16 protein-coding genes and 1 pseudogene are annotated in these 16,878 nt (G+C 34.2%); 11 read left to right on the top strand and 6 right to left on the bottom strand.

Annotated elements, in window-relative coordinates; all coding sequences use genetic code 11:
* Nucleotides 1-18: 18 nt before the first annotated feature.
* Nucleotides 19-717, top strand: coding sequence for a DUF6962 family protein (locus tag NEF87_RS04550; RefSeq protein ID WP_457918843.1), 699 nt, complete (start codon nt 19-21; stop codon nt 715-717).
* A 296-nt stretch (nt 718-1,013) separates the two neighbouring features.
* Here NEF87_RS04550 and NEF87_RS04545 read toward each other — a convergent pair whose 3' ends face one another.
* Nucleotides 1,014-1,232 carry a histone-like protein gene (locus tag NEF87_RS04545; RefSeq protein ID WP_371805217.1) on the bottom strand — a complete coding sequence of 73 codons (219 nt, stop codon included), beginning with the start codon at nt 1,230-1,232 and terminating at the stop codon, nt 1,014-1,016.
* Nucleotides 1,233-2,073: 841 nt separating this feature from the next.
* Between NEF87_RS04545 and NEF87_RS04540 the strand changes: the two genes are divergently transcribed.
* The 5 genes and pseudogenes from NEF87_RS04540 to NEF87_RS04520 form a co-directional block, all read left to right on the top strand.
* On the top strand, nt 2,074-2,943 hold the full coding sequence (locus NEF87_RS04540) for a hypothetical protein (RefSeq protein ID WP_457918842.1): 870 nt from the start codon (nt 2,074-2,076) through the stop codon (nt 2,941-2,943).
* A 13-nt stretch (nt 2,944-2,956) separates the two neighbouring features.
* A complete protein-coding gene (locus NEF87_RS04535) occupies nt 2,957-3,574 on the top strand; it encodes a TetR/AcrR family transcriptional regulator (protein ID WP_457918841.1) in 618 nt (205 codons plus the stop codon).
* Between the two features lie 109 nt (nt 3,575-3,683).
* Nucleotides 3,684-4,712 (top strand): NADPH dehydrogenase NamA, encoded by a 1,029-nt coding sequence (namA, locus tag NEF87_RS04530; RefSeq protein WP_457918840.1) that lies wholly within the window; start codon nt 3,684-3,686, stop codon nt 4,710-4,712.
* A 321-nt stretch (nt 4,713-5,033) separates the two neighbouring features.
* Nucleotides 5,034-5,171, top strand: coding sequence for a hypothetical protein (locus NEF87_RS04525; protein WP_457918839.1), 138 nt, complete (start codon nt 5,034-5,036; stop codon nt 5,169-5,171).
* Nucleotides 5,172-5,183: 12 nt separating this feature from the next.
* A pseudogene (locus tag NEF87_RS04520) lies at nt 5,184-5,513 on the top strand (peroxiredoxin family protein); the annotation flags it as partial.
* 226 nt (nt 5,514-5,739) lie between these two features.
* Here NEF87_RS04520 and NEF87_RS04515 read toward each other — a convergent pair.
* Both NEF87_RS04515 and NEF87_RS04510 read right to left on the bottom strand, forming a co-directional pair.
* A complete protein-coding gene (locus NEF87_RS04515) occupies nt 5,740-7,377 on the bottom strand; it encodes an SBBP repeat-containing protein (protein WP_457918838.1) in 1,638 nt (545 codons plus the stop codon).
* 440 nt (nt 7,378-7,817) lie between these two features.
* A complete protein-coding gene (locus tag NEF87_RS04510; RefSeq protein WP_457918837.1) occupies nt 7,818-8,801 on the bottom strand; it encodes a DMT family transporter in 984 nt (327 codons plus the stop codon).
* Between the two features lie 186 nt (nt 8,802-8,987).
* On the opposite strand from NEF87_RS04510, the gene NEF87_RS04505 reads away from it, so the two are divergent.
* The gene (locus NEF87_RS04505) at nt 8,988-9,980 is read left to right on the top strand and encodes an NAD(P)H-dependent glycerol-3-phosphate dehydrogenase (RefSeq protein WP_457918836.1); all 993 of its coding nucleotides are present in this window, start codon (nt 8,988-8,990) and stop codon (nt 9,978-9,980) included.
* 112 nt (nt 9,981-10,092) lie between these two features.
* Here the strand turns inward: NEF87_RS04505 and NEF87_RS04500 are convergent, their stop codons facing one another.
* Nucleotides 10,093-10,902, bottom strand: coding sequence for a lysophospholipid acyltransferase family protein (locus NEF87_RS04500; RefSeq protein ID WP_457918835.1), 810 nt, complete (start codon nt 10,900-10,902; stop codon nt 10,093-10,095).
* Nucleotides 10,903-11,278: 376 nt separating this feature from the next.
* Between NEF87_RS04500 and NEF87_RS04495 the strand changes: the two genes are divergently transcribed.
* The 3 genes from NEF87_RS04495 to NEF87_RS04485 all read left to right on the top strand — a co-directional run bounded on the left by NEF87_RS04495 (nt 11,279) and on the right by NEF87_RS04485 (nt 14,477).
* Nucleotides 11,279-12,571, top strand: coding sequence for a M28 family peptidase (locus tag NEF87_RS04495; RefSeq protein WP_457918834.1), 1,293 nt, complete (start codon nt 11,279-11,281; stop codon nt 12,569-12,571).
* A 90-nt stretch (nt 12,572-12,661) separates the two neighbouring features.
* A complete protein-coding gene (locus NEF87_RS04490; protein WP_457918833.1) occupies nt 12,662-13,120 on the top strand; it encodes a hypothetical protein in 459 nt (152 codons plus the stop codon).
* Nucleotides 13,121-13,265: 145 nt separating this feature from the next.
* On the top strand, nt 13,266-14,477 hold the full coding sequence (locus tag NEF87_RS04485; RefSeq protein WP_457918832.1) for a hypothetical protein: 1,212 nt from the start codon (nt 13,266-13,268) through the stop codon (nt 14,475-14,477).
* Here the strand turns inward: NEF87_RS04485 and trhA are convergent.
* Together trhA and NEF87_RS04475 are read right to left on the bottom strand one after the other, a co-directional pair.
* On the bottom strand, nt 14,421-15,119 hold the full coding sequence (gene trhA / locus NEF87_RS04480) for a PAQR family membrane homeostasis protein TrhA (RefSeq protein ID WP_371805203.1): 699 nt from the start codon (nt 15,117-15,119) through the stop codon (nt 14,421-14,423). The two genes, NEF87_RS04485 and trhA, sit on opposite strands and share 57 nt — an antisense overlap.
* A gap of 247 nt (nt 15,120-15,366) precedes the next feature.
* Entirely contained in the window at nt 15,367-15,528 is a 162-nt protein-coding gene (locus NEF87_RS04475) for a hypothetical protein (protein WP_457918831.1), read from the bottom strand.
* Between the two features lie 195 nt (nt 15,529-15,723).
* Between NEF87_RS04475 and NEF87_RS04470 the strand changes: the two genes are divergently transcribed.
* The gene (locus NEF87_RS04470; RefSeq protein WP_457918830.1) at nt 15,724-16,851 is read left to right on the top strand and encodes an aminopeptidase; all 1,128 of its coding nucleotides are present in this window, start codon (nt 15,724-15,726) and stop codon (nt 16,849-16,851) included.
* Nucleotides 16,852-16,878 lie beyond the last annotated feature (27 nt).

Raw genomic sequence — 16,878 nt, 5'->3', positions numbered from 1 at the left:
AGGAAGTGTGAAATCAGAATGCAAAGTGAACTTGTTCCCATCCAACCGATAACCTCGGTGACGGACATATTATTGACCCTTGAAGCTGTTTTTTTGATATATTTAATTGTTTCTAAAGCTAAAAAAGCCAACATCTTTGATGCTTCCCTTAAACTCTGGGTTGGAGGTTATGGATGTATCGTGATGTTTGCAATTCTCGGAGCCATTAGTCATTTTCTCAGTGATGGTTTCTTAGTCGCTTTTTTTTGGCCCCCAACCATGATTTTTGGCGGTTTATCTTTTGTGTGTGTTGTAAGCGCTCTCATTTTTCATGTCAAACCCGATAACAATAAGCCGTTATTACTCTTACCAATCTTTATGGTTATTATTTATGTTATAATCGCCATTATCTACGAATGGAAATTTATCATTTGGGTAGGTCTCCTGGGAATCTGCAGTATCTTGATTTACTTCATGGGCTTTCTTTTATATAAAAAAGATCATCCCATTAGTAAAAACATCCTCCTTGGAAATACCATCATTCTTCTCTCAGGAATCTTCCAATTTGTGGGAGGAATGTTTTTCTATCCTGAAGATCAGGAAGGTATTTTTTTAAATCCTGAAGGGACTGCGATTTTTAGACCTCAGAATGATGGGTTTCATATTATCGCTGGGATTGGCTTGTATGTGTTTTATCTCGGTATAAGGAACGCATTTTTTCGGGAAAAAACATCTTAGCAGCAGATTCGAAGATTAAAGAACTAGATTTGTTATGTCTCTTTTTTTTTCCATATTGGCATTTTTGTTCTCTAACATGCTATCTCTTTAATATATAGGAGTTCTCAATGGTATTCAAATCTAATCCTAAGGTTTCCGTATCGCTTGAATTCGTAATATAGAAAGGCAAAGATCCGTTAAACTTATTTAAATAAATTTCAAATTACTTAATAATCGAAATATGTTAAGGATATTAACTGAAAACAAGAAAGAAGGGGAAAAAAAAGGGGTTTTATATCTCTAAAGGGGTTAAATTTTTAGAGGTATTTGATTGCCAAATCCATATCTTCTTTGGAAATCTTCTTGCGTTTTGCATGATGGGCGAACCCTAATGCTTTTTTGGTCAAGACAGTTGCGGTCTTTTCTAAGTCGATAATTAATAATTCAACAGCATCTCGTGCAACAATGTTGGCACCAGATTTTTTCATGAGCTTACGAACTGGGCTCCATGCAAATGATCGTTTCTTTTTAGCCATAATAATCTTTCTCCGCGAAAGTATTTTTTACAACCAATCAGATTGACTTTTTTTTGCAAGTTGGTCCCGATTTTTGTCGGAATCGCATGCAAATCAATCTAATCTAATTCTAATATAGCTTCGTTTGCTATTTAAATGTTTTGCAATTTGGTGAATTTATGAGCAGAAATCTTGCCATTCGACAAAATTATCCAAGAAATTTATGGGAAGTTTTTCTACATTGACCAATGAATTTTTGGGCATTTATTTCGAAGAATTACAAATTTTGACTCGATAAATCCGAAATATCGGTGTAAATGAATCTAAACTTAAAAATCTGTGAAAATTGTCAAGATCTCTGAAATCTTATATTTTTCACGATAACTGATTTTCCTAAAATTTTGGGTAAGGAGTCCTTCCCGCGATGAAAAAGATTCTCGAAAGTTGGATCAAGTAGGGATGATTTTTTCACAAACCGCATCATAATGAAAACGGGTCATTTTCAAGAAATAGAAAAATAGATCGTGATCTCAAAGATCGGTGAGAAAAAGGAGGTTTAAAGCAGTAAAAATTAGGTGTTTCATATATATGGGAAGATTTGTGTCTGATAATATGGGGAACAAAATGATTCAAAAGCGAAGGCATCCGTGATTTTAGAAATGTGTTTTTTGCAATTTTAAATCCAAAATAATGCTTTTTTTTGTTCTGAAGGGGAAGAAAGAAACAACAGAAACAAAAATAACTAATCACGATAATTAAAAACCTTGAACAGGAGTATAGAATTTTGAGGTGCCTATTTATTAACGAGACATGAGGAATGAAAAATTTATATAGCTTAATTACCAATGGTAACTGATTACCAGTGGTAACGATACGCGAAGAATTAAATTCAAAAAATATTATAAAATGCCTTCTTACCGGTGTCCTAATGATGATATCGGGAATGATTATGCAAGTAATAAAGGGTCAACTAGCGCTTGAGAAAGAAATGCCCGAATTCGGATTTATCATCAGTGTTGCAATCGTTTATACGTTGATGGGATTTGGCTATTCAATTGTTTTTTTGATGACTAAGGATTATATCCCAGGGAGAAATCCTATTCAAAAGGGATTAACTCATGGGATCTTCGGATCCATTGTTGTCCTAATTCCTGGTGTCTTGGGAATGACCGCTTTTGATCATACTGGGTTATTTAATCTTTGGACACCCTATAAATTAGAGCAGTATTTCGTTTGTTTTGTTGATGTTGTGAATCTATTGATTGGAGGCGTAATTCTTGCGAAATTTTTTAAAGCTGATATTGTGATCAATGAACCATCAAAAACGCCTAAAAGACCCATTATCATAACAAGTTTAATTGGATTTATTTTATTACCTCTATTATTTCTTATTTTTCATTTTCTAGGGGAATTCCTATTACTTTTTGACTATGTTGTTCCCAGTGGGGCGGAAACATGGTACTATCTTGCACTTATTTCACCTTTTGCACTAACGGGTGGATTATTACCACTCTATTATTACAAAGTGAAAGAATCATTTTCAGGAAATTGGAAAAATCAATCTATTTCTTTCTTTATTTTGATCTTTTTGGGCTATTATATTATGAACTTCAGTTTCATTCTGGTTTTTGGCTATTCCTTGCAGACGGTTATTTTTTATCTAATAATATCAATCCCGGCGTTGCTCCCATGTATTTTAATAAATGGATTTATTATTGAAAAAATGAAATAATGAAGTAGATATTATGGAAAAACCAGCAGATCAATCAAGAAATCTAAAACAAAAACTCATAGAAATTTGTTGTCAAATGATTGATGAAAAAAAAGGTTTGAACAATATCAGTCTGAGATCGATCGCTAGAAAGGCAGGATGTGCGCACACAAACATTTACAATTTTTTTGGAGATTTTAACAGTTTTTTATATGCGGCTATGATACACACCATGGAAAATATTATCCTTTTCACCCAAAAGCAAGTCGGAACACGGGCTCGAAATTTTGAACATTTTCCTGCCTTTATTGATGCCCAAATCGATTTTGCCCATCAACATGAAGGTCTTTTTAGATTTATCTGGTTAGAAAAAATAGAAGAGCCGATCCCGCTACGAGTAACTCAATTTTCGGAAGAATTAAAAAAACGATTTGCAGAATTAGTTTACAATAGTATGCAAGAAAAAGTCCCAAGAAATGCAGCATATGAAATTTCTTATATTCTACATAGCTATCTCCATGGAGAATTGTGTAAATTCATTACTCGAAGAACCATCGGAATGACATTTGATAAATTTAAAGTAGAATTGAATGGAAACATTCAAAAGATGATGTTCCTTCTGATGGAATCCTATGAAAAGTTTATTGGATAAGTGGAAGAATCGTATCAAAGTTTCGATTGCTAGGTATCTCAGATTTTGGAAAAAATCGATTAATTCATATTTCGCAAGAATCGTAATATATATCAATAGAGGGAAAGAAATGATCTTTACAGAAAAAAAAATTGGAACGATAGCGGTGAAAAATCGGGTGGTTATGCCCCCAATGTGTATGTATAGTTCGGATGAATCGGGCATGGTAAAACCATTTCACGTGGTGCATTATGGAACCCGAGCCCAGGGAGGTGTGGGACTTATTATTTTGGAAGCGACGGCTGTGGTACCAGAAGGGCGGATTAGCAATGCGGATTTGGGAATTTGGTCTGATAGCCATATTGAAGGCTTAAAATCGATAGTTGATATTGTGCATCATTTTGGAGCTAAGATTGCCATTCAATTAGGGCATGCTGGACGAAAAACTGGGACCGGCAAAGGGTTCTCATCCTCAAGTATCGCTTTTAATGAGAAATATCCGGAACCATTTGAAATGACCCGCGCACAAATTGAAGACGTGACCCAAGCATTCAAAAAAGCGGCTGAGAGGGCGCAAAAGGCAGGCTTTGATCTTATTGAGATTCATGGAGCCCATGGATATTTGATCAATCAATTTTTGTCTCCGTTGGTGAATAAAAGAAGCGATACCTATGGATGTAACCCGCGGTATAATCTTTCCTTTTTGACTGCCATTATCAAAGCAATCAAGGAGGTTTATGTGGGACCCGTAGCTCTTCGTATTTCTGGAGATGAATATGAACCCCAGGGGCTTCATGCGGAGGATCATGTGGAAATTATCAAGTCTTTAAATGCAGATCCTCAAACCCAGGTGAATTTATTGGATGTGAGTAGTGGAGGTGTGACAGCAGCTGTTCCCGAAATTGCTTTTGTGGCCGGTTATCAAGTCCCCTTTGCGGCGATCATTCGGAAGCAAGTAGATATACCCGTTATAACGGGGGGGTTAATTACAACTCCGACCGAAATAGAAACCATCTTAGAGAAAAAGGAGGCGGATTTTGTATGGTTGGGGCGGGAACTATTGCGAAATCCCTATTGGGTTTTGAAAACTGCAGAAGTGCTGAATGTCGATTGTGTTCTTCCCCGTCAATATAAACGGGCGGAGCCGTATTCTTCATAATATTAAATTTCTTGATTTTTTTCTAACACCGTAGGAAGGATAGAAAGGGAAACAAAAAGAAAAAGAAAAAACCATCAAAAAACAAATCAGTGTTGTTTGATCTTGGGCTGGGATAATAAAAAAAATATCCCAACGAGCGAGAAGATCGTTAAAGTTAGTCCAGAAAAGGCCGGAATCGTTTTAACTATGCGACTTGATTTTTCATCAGCTCCTTCAAAATCCGATTGAGAATTTTCCAAGATTGTCATTTATTTTTGAATTCTTTCATTTGAAACGAGAAGCATTTTAAACTTTGTTCCCTCATATACATTTGAAGAACTTATGAAGGATAAATTTGGTATAGTCGGAACTCCCTTGGAGGATTTTGAGCTACCCACTTCTCGTAGCGCAACCTTTTCTTCGGTGAATATGCGATCAACATCCAATCTGGTCATTGTTCTTCTACGCGATATTCATTGACCTTTCTGTCGGGCACACATCGGGCGGTTAGCGATGGCTTACGAGAAATTTCGTGCCTTGAACACAGAAATAGTTCCAATCTTAGTCGATAAATTAACAAATGCCCAAAAAATGGAAGAAAAATATGCGAAGGGAAAATTTCCTATTCTCTATGATGAAACGAACCAAGTCGCCAAAAAATTAAATCAGGAAATTAAAATTTGGCGGTTGGGACGGATGCCGGGAATGCTCATTGTAGACAAACAAGGGATTATTCAATATGCATATTATAGCGACAGTATGCACGATATTCCAAAAAATGCGGATGTATTAGAGTTATTGGCTTCGTTGGAAAAAAAATGAATCAAACGTAGAATATAATGTAAACCATTGGATTATATTCAAAGAGCGTGCCCACGCTGTTTGTTTTTTTATTTTATTTATTTTTTTTAATTCCTTCGAGTGATTGATGTGTTTATATCCCAAAGCCTATTGTGTAAGTTCCTTGATTTGGGACAGATCTACCCGTTTTTCTCCATCAATTTGGTCAGAAATAAGAAAGAAAAAAAATGCTTGGATACCACAGTTATTAGAAGATTTTACTCCTTTTCCTATTTTTATGCAACGATAATAACATTGGGGCCAGAGCTAAACAAATTCCAAGAGAAATTAGGCTATAACCTGGAATTGTTTGAGAAATTAAATTTGTTGGTTTTCCAGAAACATCCTTACCCTCCATATAATCCTCAATGGCAATTCGACAAATAAAACCATCCTCAGTATCACTCATTGTTAATTGATCAGCATCATCGCTCCTAAAGAATGAAGAAGATCTTGTTCTTCCTACGACTACAATGTAACCAGAATGATAATCGATCCCATAGGGAGTAGTTTGGTCACTTGTATCACCAAAATAGGTACCAAATTCAAATTCATGTTCATTAGATAATTGAAGCAACACCAAATTGCCTGTAGTTAAATCAATGGATTCTTGAAAGGCATTTTTTAACGGAAAATTAGAGTTTGCAACACCACATCCATATATTTTCCCATTATCAGCATACACTACTTCATGAATTGTATCCCAACCTATTCCTCCAAAATGAGATGAATATTTTAATTCTTGGCCATCTGAAGAAAGAACAGAAATGATTCCGTCAACTTCACCACCAAAATTCTTTTGAAGAGCATTGGCGGTGGGATAATCGGTAGACATTGTACGACCACTAATTATAATATCACTGTGAGAACCTATGGTCGAACCAAATGGATCTTCAAATTGATCTCCTCCCAAATATGTCGAAAATTCGAGAGAATAGTTATTTGAGAATTTTGAAATAAATATATCCCTATCACCTCCATTAAAAACTTCGTTGAACGCATTTAGAGTAGGCATGTTACCTCCCATGATATTACCTATGATAATTAGTGAATCATCCTCATCTACTTCAATATTGCTAACTAATTCCATATCACTTCCTCCAAAATAACTTCCATATAACATTTTGGTTAAATTGTTTTCAAATTTACTAATATACACATCATAATCTCCCCCAAAGGAAGTTTGGTGGGCGTTGGAAGTAACATTTAGGTTTGAAGAAGCGCTAAAGAAGGAAATATAAAGTTGATCTGATCCATCTATCTTACATTTTCCGCCTGAATCAACACCAGAACCTCCGATAAAGGACGAATATTGAACAGAACCATTTGGCATAAATTTTGTAATAAACACATCGGACGTGCCCCCTCCGTAGGTAGGTTGAATTGCATCTTCTGTAGTGGGGAAGTTTGAAGATTGTGTTTCTCCAGTGACAAAGATTTCATCGTTAGAGTCGATGACAAGTTGATCGCAGACATCTAAACTATTTCCCCCAAGATACGTACCCCATATACGTTTTCCTTGAGGGTTCATTTTAAATACAAATCCATCTCCTCCATTAATATGGATATCACTTGATGATCCTCCCCCATATTCGGATTGATATCCATTTGAAGTGTTTAAATCCCTAGAAAATGTTCCTCCCGCGATAATTATATTTCCTTGGGAGTCAAAAGCGACATCTGTGATTACATCTTTTCCCGATCCTCCGAAATATGTTGAGTAGATATAATTTTGTGCATCCTCACTTATCGGAGTGCATTGAATTGTAGGAATTAAGTTAAGCATGCCCAATTCCAGCAAAATAACGGATAAAATTAATAAAATTGCATTTTTTTTTTTAGTCATTATATCACCTTGAAAAGGTTCATAATTATGATGGATATTGAAAATTTAAAGAGAATAGTTGTCTATTTGATGATTATTCAGCTAAATTAGAACTATTAACGAATTTATTCACAATTTTTAGTACTTTGGTCTATTGTGTTGAAAACAAGAGATCAAAATTTGGCGGCTGGGACAGATACCGGATATGATCATTGTAACCAAACAAGGGACTATTCAGTATGCATATTATAGTGACAGTATGCACGATATTCCAAAAAATGCGGATTTATTAGAGTTATTTGCTTCGTTGGAAAAAATATGAATCAAACGTAGAGTATAATGAAACCATTGGATTATATTCAAAGAGCGTGCCCACGTTGTTTATTTGTTTTTTATATTTTTCGCTTTTAATACCATTCACTCAATCTAGAAAGAAATACTCCTAGTTTTTTTTTCATCAACTAGCTTGAGGCAAATATCAATATAAAAACTCCCCCAAGAGTAATCACTATTCCTGGAAGACTTTTGATATTTAATTTTTCTTTATTAATAATATAATTCAATGGAATGGTAAACACAGGTAATGAAGATCCCATTATAGCAATAAATGTAGAACCCATTTTCACAATGGTGATACCAAAGAATATTTCTCCTAAAAACGTACCCAAAATTGCAGATAGGATTAATATACTCATCAATTTTCGAGAAGAATCTGGACTTTCATTATTATGGAAATCAACACTATTTTTTTTTTTTTTGGATCGATTTATCATCCACCAGCTTCCCATACATGTGCTGGCTACAAGATAACGGATGATATTAGTGACAACATAAATGTTGGAATCAATTTGCAGCTCATTTTCACTCAAACCAAGTCCCATTTCACTATAAATATTTGCAAAGGACCATGCAAGAGATGCAAGTAAACCAAAGAGACTTCCTGAAATCAAGCGAAGTTTGTTCATTTCAGTCTCAGAGAGATTATCTGTTGTCTTTGCTTCTTGCTCTTCATCAGAATTTTGTTGTAAATGGACCAATAAATATACTCCCGCTCCAGTGATAATGGATGAGAGAAGTAAAATCCATTGAAATGAGTCTCCAAGAATTAGAATCGCAAGGATCATTGTAAAAATCGGGGATGTGATGGCAAAAGTGGCCGCATTAGTTGGTCCAATGAATTTTTGACATTTAAAGAAAGCAGTATCTCCGATCACGACTCCAAAAATGATGCTTGCACCCAAAATTCCCCATATTAGAAAGTTTAGATCGAATATATGATGAATTTGGCCGATAAAAAGGGTGTAGAGTGCAAAACAACTAAGTCCAATAATCGCTCGTATGAAATTGATAAAAACTGTTGAATAAGTCTGTTCAACTTTCCGAATAAGGATAAATGAGAGCGCAAAGGTAATGACCATTAAAAATGCACTAAGGATACCATTCATATGAATGTGAAAAAGAAGTCTAATAATATGAAGTTTGAGATAATATTCTCAATCGAAGGTGAACCTAACATGAAAAAAAATATGAAAAACGAAATTTTGAATCCAATCCGAAGAATCCGATGGACAAAAGTAGGATTTTCAACCTAAAGCTGAAGATTCATATAAAATGTGGGTTTTCCTATTTTTATGGTACCGGAAATATCGGTGATTGGCGCGGGGGGTTGGGGAACAACACTTGGTAATCTTCTAGCCACAAAAGGATTTCTTGTTAAAATTTGGTCATTTGAACAAGAAACTGTTGACAATATAAATAATTTTCACGAAAACAAGCAATTTCTTCCTTCCATACACTTGTCTTCAAATTTAGTTGCATTTTCAAAATTCGAAGAAGTGATTCCAAACGCGGAAATTCTTGTATTTGCGGTTCCCTCCAGCCACGTTCGCAAGATTGCGGAGCAAATATCACCTTTCTTTAAAAATGATCAAAAATATAAATTGGTTTCCGTCTCCAAAGGGCTGGAATATACCACCTTCAAGCTGATGTCTGAAGTATTAAGGGAAGTTCTTCCATCTAATGTGAAAGTGGCTGCGTTATCTGGTCCTAATCTCTCATCCGAAGTGGCGCATATGCAGCCTACTGCTACAGTAATTGCTTCTATTCACGAAGAAATCCTGCCTGAGCTCGTGGATCTCTTTCATACGGAATATTTCAAACCCTACGCTATCACCGATGAACGAGGTATTGAAATTTGCGGTGCCGTTAAAAATATAACAGCTATTGCCGTAGGATTTTGTGATGGATTGAATTTAGGGAATAACTCAAAAGGAAGCATCATGACCTTAGGATTGCATGAAATGAATCGGATTGGCAAACATTTTGGGTGTACCCGAGGGACTTTCTTTGGAATCGCGGGAATTGGGGATTTAATCGCTACTTGTAGTTCGAAGTTATCGCGAAACCATTTTTATGGAGAAGAGATAGCGCGAGGTAAAACCCTTGATCAAATTAGTGATGAGATGCATGGTATGGTTGCAGAAGGTGTCTGGGCGGCAGAATCCATATATCAATTTGCTCAAGAGAATGGTATCGATTTGCCTCTGACAACTCAAGTGTATAAGGTTTTACATGAAGGAAAATTGATGGAAAAAGCAATCAAAGACCTTCTGGCGTTAATCTAAGTAAATTTTTTCTCGAAGTTTTACTTTAAGAAACCACACAGATTTTCTTAAAATCCAAAAATCAATCGAAATTATAAAAAGATTGCAATAAAGAAATGAGAAAGAAAAAAGATTAATGCATCTTGGTGATGCTTGGAGTGGAAACTGCTGTTGGAATTTCTTCCACCTTAGCATTGACAGCTTTTGCTTTAACATACTGTGGATCTGGAACTGCTCCACTTAACCGAAGAATATCTTGGCGCATTTGTTCTGCAAACCATTTTGCATTTTCGTAATTGTCTTTCATACCCTTTGGAGGATAGCGAGCACGCCCTACATGGACATCAATTTTATCTCCAATTTTACTTTTGTAAGAGCCAACAACTCCAACTGGAATATAAGGAATTTGGAATTCAAGGCATAATCGTGCAGCACCAGTGTGAAATCGTCCCAAATATCCATTTCGTGTGCGAGTTCCTTCAGGAAACATCCCAACAAATTCACCTTGAGAGAGTTCTTTGCGGATCAATCGCATAGCATTTTGATCCGATTCACCCCGCCGGATTGGAATACTTCCCGAACTTTGAAGAATTGGTCTGAAGAATGGAAGATAGTAATTTTCTATTTTAGAAACCCAGTGGACTTTTCGATTAATACGACATGCAGAAATGAATGGATCTAAGGCGTGACTATGATTTGCAATGAAAATTCCTGCGCCTGTTTGTGGTACATTTGCTTCATGGGTGGAATCACCACTCCATAATCGACCCTTTGTAAATGCCCAATTGCATAATTTCCATGCAATCCAATAGAAACAGTTGTCCATGACATCTAAAATACCCAATCGTTTGTAGAGTCTTCTTAATCGTGGAATAAAGTAATCTAAAACATTATATTTAATGATATGTTTTACGAATTTCTTACGTTTTGATTTAATTGTCATGAGAATCCCGTTGTTATTTTTCGTAAAGAAGATTTGATCAAAAAACCGTTTATATAAATAATTATTTGATTCTTTGTTTTATAAAATTTCTCATATTATTCCTACATAATATGTAGGAGTATTAAAAATTGGGGCGAAATTTAATAAGAAAACCCACTTATGTGTGTCAGTTTTTAGATCTACGAATTGGGTATATATTTTTAAAATTTCGCAGATTATTAGTTTTTGGAATGAATTTGCATTTCTATTGAAATATATGTAAAATTTTTTAACAAAATGAAATGGAATAATGTTTTAGATAGATAGTCATAATTAATTGATGGAAATCATTTTGTTTAAAATTTTTAGAAGCAAATTTTGGGAGATTATTTAATAAATGGACAAAATCATAAGGAAGCATATTGAAAATATTGTAAATTCATGCGGTCCAAGGATCGCTGGGTCGGAAGAAGAATATAGGGCATCTCAATATATTTATAAAAATCTCCAAGAAAATTGTGATGATACATATTTTGACGAATTTGATGTGTATCCGCGATTTTATCCACATGGATTTCTCAAAATGGCTTCAATATTGATAATTGGGGCCCTTTTTACCATTTTCTTTTCCTTTCCGTATCTTTTCTTCTCTTTGGGGCTGCTTCTTCTGGGACTATTTATTATTTATCTTTCCCTATTTCGAATGAATTTATTATTTGCTTTTGATTTTCTATTCAAAAAATCAAAGAGTTGGAATGCTACTGGGCGAATATATCCCCGTGATTCAAATGTTTCCCGTTCTATTACAAAAAAACAAGTCATTGTATGCGGTCATACCGATTCTGCTTTTGAAATGTCCGTAATGGATAAAGGCTTTACTTTTCTACTACTTGGAGTTGGATATCTTTTAATTAGCTTGTTCCTTCTCATTTTAAAGTTGTTTCTTTCCCAAAGTAATCTGATATGGGTGCAAAATCCTCTCTATTCAAATTCATTTTTGCTTTTTACATATATTGATCTGATTTTTATTGGAATCTCTTTAATAGGATTGCCCTGTTTTCTTTATCTTCTTAATGGCTTAATATCGGGAGATCCCGTAATTGGGGCAAATGATAATCTTTCAGGTGTCGGTATTTCCCTTGCTTTGACGGATTATTTTTCTAAATCAGAAAATCGGTTAAAAAATGTTGAATTATGGGCCGGATCTTTTGGAAGCGAAGAATGTGGTGAACGAGGTGCCCATGCTTTTGTGAAAAAATATTTAAAATCTGGCGAAATTCATCCAAATTTTTCCCAAGCCGTCATTCCTGAAAGTGTGGGTGCAGGAGACCGGGTGTTTATTATTTCCAAAGAATTTATGCATAATGCGAAACATCATCCAGAAGTGTGTAATCGACTACTCCAAGCCAATAAAATGTATAATCAACAACAATCTGAAGAAAAAACCAATTTTCAAGCCCTGCCATGTTCGATTGTCGCCCTTCCTTTTGCTGGATCAGATGCCGGTCGATTTGCGCATGTTGGGATTCCATCAAGTTTTTACATCCTCTATGAAGGCAAAACCAAACCGCGGAATTATCATTCGCGAAAGGATGATCTCACCAACCTTGATTCCATATCTCTGAATATTAGCTTTGAAATGATCAAAAATTACTTGATTCTCCTCGATCAAGAAATTTCCAAAAAATAAAATATAAGCTTCTCAGAAAATGAGTCATTTAAATAAGTTAAAACGATAAGCTACTTCATCAAATTCTTAACTTGCGGGTTGAATTAACAAGTGATCACAATTAAAAGCATAAAACTGAAAGTATTTTTGCTTCTATCAAGTCTCATCATATACATTGTCATATTGATAATTATTGGAAGTCAACGTAATCTTATATCTGCACTCATGATTTCATTACCTACGATAATTGCCACTGTATTATTATCCGTCCCGATTATCAAAGAACAACAAGTGTTAAGAAAATCTAGTTTAGAGTCATATGATAGTGAATTCATCCGAGTTATATTCCGTAAATATAATATTAGTCTAATAATAATGTATTCCTTTGGCACTCTTGAAACAATTCTATTATTTTTGTGTTTTAGATTTGAACTAACCTATTTAGAACCAATTGGGATTCTAGTAATTGGTGTATTAATATTTGGCTATGTAAAGATAGTCCATACTCCTGAAGAAAAGGCTATTATACGCAAAATATTGAAAACCACCACTAATCATTCCATAAAGTGAAATAAAAAAAAAAGGCTAATTCCAAAAAATCACGGTTTTTTCTTAAATAGAATGTCGATACAAGTACTATTTTTTCTGAATGAAATTCAAATTAAATACTGAGTTTTAATTAATCATATTTTCAGTACATACCTGAGAATCAAGTATGAAAAAACCCATCTTACTCTTTTTTCCTCTATTATCAACCATAATTATTTCCATGCATTTCGCATCTGCCCTATGTGTACCAATTATTCCTATGGATAATACTGACAATGTTTCAATTCTATTTATTGGGAACAGTTTAACAGGTTATCATGATATGCCTCAATTATTCCAAAACTTCTCAAATTCTGCCGAAAAAAATGTGAATGTCGACTCTGCTTTAGTATATGGCGCGAGTCTTACTAAATTGCTTCAGAGTGCTATAGTTTTGCAAAAGATAAATTCTCAACAATGGGATTTCATTATTCTGCAATCGGATGATACATCTGCTTTTCCAGATTTATACGAAAAAGAAATCAATTTGATCAATGCTTTCAAAAAAGAAATTACTCGCAAATCCCCTTATGCTACTATATTATATTTCATGGTATGGGGACTTAGAGATGGAGTATCTATACAGGAAATTCATGGAGAATTTGTTCATTATTCTTATTCAGATTATATGACAAAAATCAAGACTGGTACTATGTATATTGCATCTCACACGCAAGTGGCAATAGTGCCTATTGGAGTTGCATGGGAAAACTTAATTGGACAGGATCAATCTTATAAAAATAAGTTATTTGGTGCAGATAATGCACATCCTGCTCCTTTAGGGTCATATATGGGTGCTGCCGTTGTATTTGTTTCTATATTTCAAGAAAATTGTTCTACATCTTTTTTTGCCAGTATTGATCCGAAGGAAGCTCAAAAAATCCAAAAAATTGCGAGTGATACGGTTTTGGAGGAGATTGGTCAATGGAAATTGACATCAAAACTCAGTAATGAAGTATACCAAGAAATTCCAATATGGCTTAATTCAAGCCAACGGATTGAACCAGGGAAAATCCATTTGGAATGGGATTTCAATGAGTCCTATGATCATTTTCTTCTTTACATGAATGAAAAATCACCGAAAAGAATTTTAAAACCATCATACACGCTAACCTTAAATTCTGTTGGAACATATTTTTTTATGATTTCAGCTGTAAATGGTTCTGTTGAAACCTTGCAGTCTTTCCCTCTATACTTGGTGATATCCGAAACAAAAACATCTTCTATATCTAGTCCCGTTATTTCTATAGTAATTTTTAGTCTTTTAGGGCTTATTTTTATATTAAAAAGCCACCTGAACAATCGCAACATAAAAAAAACCGGAAGCAATCAATACTAATACATGAAATATCTCATGGAAGTATGTGGGTTTTTTTAATACAAATAATATCGCTCCGATTGTATATAATATTCCTCCTCCAATCATTAACCCAATGGCTTCAATAGGGAGATAAGAAAAAATGGGTGCGAGATAGTAAAGAGATATCCATCCTAAAAAGACATAAATTACTGCGTATGTCCAACGAGGAATGTGGTTTAGAGCAGCAAATATTGCAATTATCACCAGAGTAATTATCCAGTGATAAATTAGTGTTTCAATATTTAGATCTGGGTTCATAATCCAGATCCAATTTCGAGTAGAGCTAATAAGTAAAACTATTGCTATGTGATCTAGTTTTTGCCAGATTGAAGCTTTACCTATAGTTTGTTTCTGAGAATGCCATAAAGTACTGGCTAAAAAAAGAAATGTGGTGGAAATTCCATAGATTACTGAGAAAATCATTAATTTCCATGAAGAGAAAGATCGAAAAATCAAGTAAATGGAACCGAATATACTTAAAATGGTTCCAACAAGGTGAGAATAACTATTAAATTTTTCATCAGAATGAATATCTTGAAAATATAGCAAAGTTGGTTGAATTAATTTCACATTCAGAACGGATTCGTTCCAAAAGCGAGTTCTTTTCATGAGTTCACTCATCGATTCTATCCTCCTCTAATTTAATTATTTTGATTGTTTAATTATTAAAAATTTCCTAAATATTTAATAACAATTTAACTATAAAAACCTCTCCCGTCAGAAAAAAAAACTTACCATTATTCTCCTATTTCTCAGAAAAATAAATGCAAGCTTGTAATTATAACTCATAAGTGGATATAATAAGTGTTTAATTATATAAACAAATATTTGTTAAAAAAAAAAATAAATTTTTTTCAAAATTTCAGATTCAGAATTCTCCATGGTGTAAATAAAATGTAATTACTTTTCCTGTCAATAATGCAGTAGTTAACAATGCGTGTACTGATGTAGAAAAAATGCCTGTGCAGATGCAGAAACTGATCGTTTTATTACTTGCTAGTATCCCATCTGAACAACCAAGCATTTTCATTGTAGGATGGTAAATTATTTTCTAAAGAAAATTAATTTAAATGGCTCTTAACAATTTTGGAGCCTATAATCAGACTTGAACCACAACCAAACACAATAATGTCTTTTTAGGTATTATGAATACACATCATTTTTAAATTATACACACTATATATAATCATCAGATATATCTAAAAAAATTAGTAATGTGAAAAAAATGCAAACTGAATTGAATACATCTGATTTCAATGAAAAAGTATCCCAATTAGCCATTAGATATGCCGTAAATGTCAAGCACGGTGATAAAGTGCTCATTGAAGGTGATATAGTTGCAAGTGAGCTCATGCGAGAACTTGCAATTGAATGTTATAAAGCAGGTGCACATCCCCTTGTTATCCCTTATTATCATGGAGCTTTTGTTGACAAGTATAGATATGGGAATGATGAACAAATACGATTTCTCAGCCCTGTTCGTGAAACTATTTTTAAGACCTATGATGTTATGATTAATATTTTTGCAGATCACAACCGTCAAAAAATGGCTCTAATTGATCCGGAAAAAATGAAACTTGCTCAAAATTCGCCTAAAAGGAAAGAATTGCAAAAAATATTTTCTGAACGTGTAGCTAATGGGGAATTGAGATGGGTAATTGTGCCGTATCCATGTGATAGTTATGCTCAAGATGCAAAAATGGATACTCGTGCATACAAGTCCTTTGTTTATAGTGCTCTAAAGCTCGATGAAGAAGATCCGGCTGAATATTGGAAGATGACAGAAGAAAAACAAGATGAAATAATTGAATATTTAAATTCTGTCCAAGAAATTCATGTTCTTGGTGAAGATACTGATCTTCATCTATCGGTAAATGGTCGAAAATGGGAAAATTGTTGCGGTCATAGAAATTTGCCGGACGGAGAAGTTTACACCAGTCCAGTTGAGACTTCAATTAATGGTTATATTAGATTTACATATCCGGGGATTTATCAAGGAAAAGAAATTAAAAATATCCGTTTAGATTTCAAAGATGGGCGTGTTATAAAAGGAACTGCTGAAGAAGGTCAAGAATTGCTTGATTCAATATTATCTATCGAAGGAGCTGATCTAATAGGTGAATTTGCAATTGGAACCAACTATGGAATTTCAAAATTTACAAAGAATATGCTTTTTGATGAAAAAATGGGTGGAACTATGCATATGGCACTAGGTATGGGATTTGCGAAAACTGGAAGTACCAATACTAATTGTACAATTCATTGGGATATTTTAAAAGATATGAAGTCTTCAGAATCTAAAATAATAGCCGATGATATTGTCATTTATGAAGCTGGGCAATGGCAGATCTAATTTTTTTTTTTTAAAAAATCTAAGAGG

The sequence above is a fragment of the Candidatus Lokiarchaeum ossiferum genome (assembly GCA_025839675.1).
GTDB classification, from domain to species: Archaea; Asgardarchaeota; Lokiarchaeia; order Sigyniarchaeales; family Promethearchaeaceae; genus Lokiarchaeum; species Lokiarchaeum ossiferum.
Note: the sequence above shows the minus strand (reverse complement) of the source record. Positions and strands in the feature narration are given on the sequence as shown.

Bases quoted from the DNA above. Each gene is read 5' to 3' on its own strand.
- NEF87_RS04475 (WP_457918831.1), bottom strand. From the start codon at position 15,528: ATGAAAATGCTTGGTTGTTCAGATGGGATACTAGCAAGTAATAAAACG.
- NEF87_RS04505 (WP_457918836.1), top strand. From the start codon at position 8,988: ATGGTACCGGAAATATCGGTGATTGGCGCGGGGGGTTGGGGAACAACA.
- NEF87_RS04515 (WP_457918838.1), bottom strand. From the start codon at position 7,377: ATGACTAAAAAAAAAAATGCAATTTTATTAATTTTATCCGTTATTTTG.
- NEF87_RS04485 (WP_457918832.1), top strand. From the start codon at position 13,266: ATGAAAAAACCCATCTTACTCTTTTTTCCTCTATTATCAACCATAATT.
- NEF87_RS04535 (WP_457918841.1), top strand. From the start codon at position 2,957: ATGGAAAAACCAGCAGATCAATCAAGAAATCTAAAACAAAAACTCATA.
- namA (WP_457918840.1), top strand. From the start codon at position 3,684: ATGATCTTTACAGAAAAAAAAATTGGAACGATAGCGGTGAAAAATCGG.
- NEF87_RS04545 (WP_371805217.1), bottom strand. From the start codon at position 1,232: ATGGCTAAAAAGAAACGATCATTTGCATGGAGCCCAGTTCGTAAGCTC.
- NEF87_RS04470 (WP_457918830.1), top strand. From the start codon at position 15,724: ATGCAAACTGAATTGAATACATCTGATTTCAATGAAAAAGTATCCCAA.
- NEF87_RS04550 (WP_457918843.1), top strand. From the start codon at position 19: ATGCAAAGTGAACTTGTTCCCATCCAACCGATAACCTCGGTGACGGAC.
- NEF87_RS04510 (WP_457918837.1), bottom strand. From the start codon at position 8,801: ATGAATGGTATCCTTAGTGCATTTTTAATGGTCATTACCTTTGCGCTC.
- NEF87_RS04500 (WP_457918835.1), bottom strand. From the start codon at position 10,902: ATGACAATTAAATCAAAACGTAAGAAATTCGTAAAACATATCATTAAA.
- NEF87_RS04525 (WP_457918839.1), top strand. From the start codon at position 5,034: ATGAAGGATAAATTTGGTATAGTCGGAACTCCCTTGGAGGATTTTGAG.
- trhA (WP_371805203.1), bottom strand. From the start codon at position 15,119: ATGAGTGAACTCATGAAAAGAACTCGCTTTTGGAACGAATCCGTTCTG.
- NEF87_RS04495 (WP_457918834.1), top strand. From the start codon at position 11,279: ATGGACAAAATCATAAGGAAGCATATTGAAAATATTGTAAATTCATGC.